This window comes from Patescibacteria group bacterium (assembly GCA_034660655.1).
Taxonomy (GTDB): domain Bacteria; phylum Patescibacteriota; class Patescibacteriia; order JAACEG01; family JAACEG01; genus JAACEG01.
Genome location: JAYEJU010000029.1, coordinates 1 through 3,696 on the forward strand (window position 1 = coordinate 1; position 3,696 = coordinate 3,696).

Sequence of the window (3,696 nt, forward strand, 5' to 3'; positions counted from 1 at the left end):
TCAAAAGGAGTTGAAAAAACTAAAACGCCTTTATCTTCCGCGTATTTTTTTAGCTTTGGCTGCCAATCCCAAGGGGTATGCGCCATTTGATAAAGGCTATAAAGAGTATGTCCATCCCAATCCGGATTACTGGATTTAACCTGAAAATACTTGTTCTTGCAGTCAAGAGTAATTGTATCTGCGGTATAGGTTTGCAATTTAACGGCATCCACTCCAGCTTCCACGGCAGAGTCTATAATTTTTAACGCTCTTTTATAAGATTGATTATGATTACCTGATATTTCGGCAATAATAAATACAGGATTGCCTGGTCCAATCTTTCTTTTGCCCCCGGGTGTATTTACTGTAATATCTAGCATAATTATTTAAGTCTATATACTCCATTATTAATATCTTTTACCCCTTGTTTTTCAAGTTCAATTCTTTTTTTAATTTTTTTACTTTTGTAGGCTTTTTCAATAGTGGTTTTCCATTGTTTTGGGCTATATTTTAAAAGTATATCTTCGGCTGATTCCAATTTTATTATATCATTCTTCAATAGTTTTTGTAATTCAGAATCCGTTTTTATCATAGCCGTAATTCTTGGTAAATGATACTTGTTTGAAATAATAATAGTTTGTTTTATATTGTTGTTATGGATAATTTTTTTTATTTCTTTGAGTTGTTGCCATGTATTGTTGGAATTTTTCTCTTCAATAATTTTTTGATTTGGAACTCCTAAACTAATTAATTCTTTTTTAATTACTTCGGATATATTGGGTGCGCCCGGGATATTTTTATATTGCCCTTTTCCGCCCGATGTTATTATTAAATTATCTATATTTTCTTTATATAAATAATGACCAGCTATAACTCTAATCATACTACCATCTGCACCAAAATTATCTCCTTCATCAAAAGTGGTGGTTCTCCATGAAAAGTTTTTATTTTTATATAATCCACCGCTCAATATAACTATTGCTTTGTCCATATGAATTAATATTGTAGATAAAGTTATTATTTTCTTTCTCTCGCTTTATGAAAATCTTCTGGTTTGTCAATATCAATATTTTCATCTTTATTCATAACTATGAATTGAACATTTTTTTCATCAACAAGATTGTTTTTTTTCATTAAAACATCATATCGTGAAAAATAGATTGCCCCATCTTCACGATACAACGGTTTGCAATATTGTCTATTTGTTATATTTTTAGGATAAAGACGTCTATAGGAATTGTCTTTTTTATGCCAAAAGTGTCCCAGGTCTTTAATTACACTAAGTACGCTATTACAATTTTTTTGTTTAAATAAATTTAATGCTTGTTCCACCCTTTCTTTTTTTAAAAAGGGTGATGTTGGGTAGAGTAATAAGATAATATCCGGTTTATAATTTTCTTGATCTTCTAAATATTTAATACAGTGTTGCAGGACCGGTAGTGTGGGGGTATTATCTTCGGCTAATGAGATGGGTCTTTTAAATAATACCTCAGCATTATATTTCTTGGCTATATTATTTATTTCATCATCATCTGAAGAAACGATTATTCGATCAATTTTTTTTATTGATTTAGCAAGTTCAATCGACCAAGCTATCAGTGGTTTGTCGTGAAGAGGCAGAACATTTTTTCTAGGAATAGATTTTGATCCTCCGCGAGCGATAATAATGGCAATAATTTTTTCCTTATTTTTTTTCATTTATTTTTTATTTATTATTAAAAATTTTTTAATTACATCACAAATATATTTTATATTTTTTCTTTTTAATAGTGTATGGCAGGGGAGAGTAATGCAGGAATTGTGATATTCTTCCATTTTTTTTAATTTTATTTTGTAACCTATTTTTTTATAATATGGATGAGAATAAACGGCTGGATAATGAAAGTTTATTCCAATCTTTTTATTTTTTAAATATGTTGATAATTTATCTCTTGTTTTACTATTTTTTGTCCTAATAACATGAAGATGCCACCCAGAATAATTATTAGATAATTCGGCGGGTAAAATAATTTCTTCAACATTTCTTAATTCATTTTTATACCATTTGATAATTTGACGCCTTTTTTTAATAAAATTATTTAATTTTTTTAATTGGGAAATTCCAAGTGAGGATTGGATATCGGTTAAACGATAATTATAACCTAATTCAGTCATTATATTTTTTCCATTTTTATCTTTATAAATTCCATGATTTCGCAATAAAATTAGCTTGTCATAGTATTTTTTATTATTAGTTAAAATTGCTCCACCCTCGCCAGTTGTGATTGGTTTAACAGGATGAAAGCTAAAAACAGCCATATCTGAATATTTGCAATTTCCAATTTTATTATTTTTATATTTAGCCCCTAAGGCATGGCAAGCGTCTTCAATAACTAATAATTTATATTTTTTTGCAATTTTATTTATTTTTTCCATTTCGCAAGGCTGTCCAGCAAAATGAACAGGGACAATAGCCTTTGTTTTTTTTGTAATTAATTTTTCAATTTTATTTTCGTCAATATTATAATTATCTAATTTAATATCGCAAAAAATAGGTTTTGCTCCGCAAGCTAAGAGCATGTTGCTAGTCGCCACAAAAGTATTAGGAGTTGTAATAATTTCATTATTTTTTTTAAATCCGGCTGTTAAATAAGCTAAATGCAAGGCTGTGGTTCCGTTGCAAACAGCAATAGCATATTTAGCTCCGCAATATTTAGCTAAGGCTTTTTCAAACTCAAAAACTTTGGGTCCCTGCGCAAGCCAATCAGATTTTAAAGTTTTTAAAATAACGTTAATATCATTTTTATCAATAGATTGTTTGCCGTATTGTATCATATATTTAGCATTTTTTTGAAATTTTCTATGTTCAGCCACTTCTTATTCGTATCGCTTGTAAATCTAAAATCTTTTTCTATTTTTTTACCTATTTTAAAATATTTTTTATATTTTTCCGTTCCTAAAAATTCAGGTAAAACTACATAATATTTCTCAAGTGATAAGGAATGTCTTGCTTCTTGTTCAGTCAATAAAATTTCATGTATTTTTTCACCTGGTCTTATTCCTATTATTTTTTTTTCTGCATGTGGAGTTAATGCGTCAAATAAATCAACTAATTTCATGCTCGGAATTTTTGGTATAAATATTTCTCCACCCTCCATATTATTTAAAGCAAATAACACCAATTCAAATGATTGATTTAATGTTATCCAAAATCTAGTCATTTCTAAATTTGTAATTTGAACTTTTTTTGCGTCTTTGTTTCTTAGAAGTGTCTCAATTATACTTCCTCTGCTACCTATAACATTTCCATATCGCACACAACTAAATTTTGTTTTACCGATGGCGTAAGAATTTCCGCTAATAAATAATTTTTCAGCGCAAAGTTTAGTTGAACCATATAAATTTACTGGTTGAGCAGCTTTGTCCGTAGATATTAATAATATTTTTTTACCTTTTGGTCAATAGCCGCTTCAATAACATTTTGGCTTCCTAAAATATTGGTTTTGACTGCCTCAAACGGATTGTATTCTAAAGCGGGAACTTGCTTTAAGGCGGCAGCGTGAATAATAATATCTACATTATTAAACGCTCTCTGTAATCTTTGTAAATCACGAACATCTCCGATAAAAAATCTTAATCTTTCATCATTAATCTCTTTTTGCATTTTAAACTGTTTTAATTCGTCTCTACTAAATATGATTAATTTTTTTAAATTATAATTTTTAAGTAAATATTTAG

6 protein-coding genes are annotated in these 3,696 nt (G+C 28.7%); all 6 read right to left on the reverse strand.

Annotated elements, in window-relative coordinates; genetic code table 11:
• A partial coding sequence (locus tag U9O55_02315; protein ID MEA2088648.1) for an N-acetylneuraminate synthase family protein occupies positions 1-359 on the reverse strand: 359 nt, incomplete at its 3' end.
• Between the two features lie 2 nt (positions 360-361).
• Positions 362-970, reverse strand: coding sequence for a YdcF family protein (locus tag U9O55_02320; protein ID MEA2088649.1), 609 nt, complete (start codon positions 968-970; stop codon positions 362-364).
• A gap of 26 nt (positions 971-996) precedes the next feature.
• A complete protein-coding gene (locus U9O55_02325) occupies positions 997-1,677 on the reverse strand; it encodes an acylneuraminate cytidylyltransferase family protein (GenBank protein ID MEA2088650.1) in 681 nt (226 codons plus the stop codon).
• On the reverse strand, positions 1,678-2,793 hold the full coding sequence (pseC, locus tag U9O55_02330) for a UDP-4-amino-4,6-dideoxy-N-acetyl-beta-L-altrosamine transaminase (protein ID MEA2088651.1): 1,116 nt from the start codon (positions 2,791-2,793) through the stop codon (positions 1,678-1,680).
• Complete coding sequence (locus U9O55_02335) at positions 2,790-3,401, reverse strand: polysaccharide biosynthesis protein (GenBank protein MEA2088652.1); 612 nt, start codon at positions 3,399-3,401, stop codon at positions 2,790-2,792. The genes pseC and U9O55_02335 overlap by 4 nt, the downstream gene beginning before the upstream one ends.
• A partial coding sequence (locus U9O55_02340; protein ID MEA2088653.1) for a polysaccharide biosynthesis protein occupies positions 3,392-3,696 on the reverse strand: 305 nt, incomplete at its 5' end. The genes U9O55_02335 and U9O55_02340, both read right to left, overlap by 10 nt.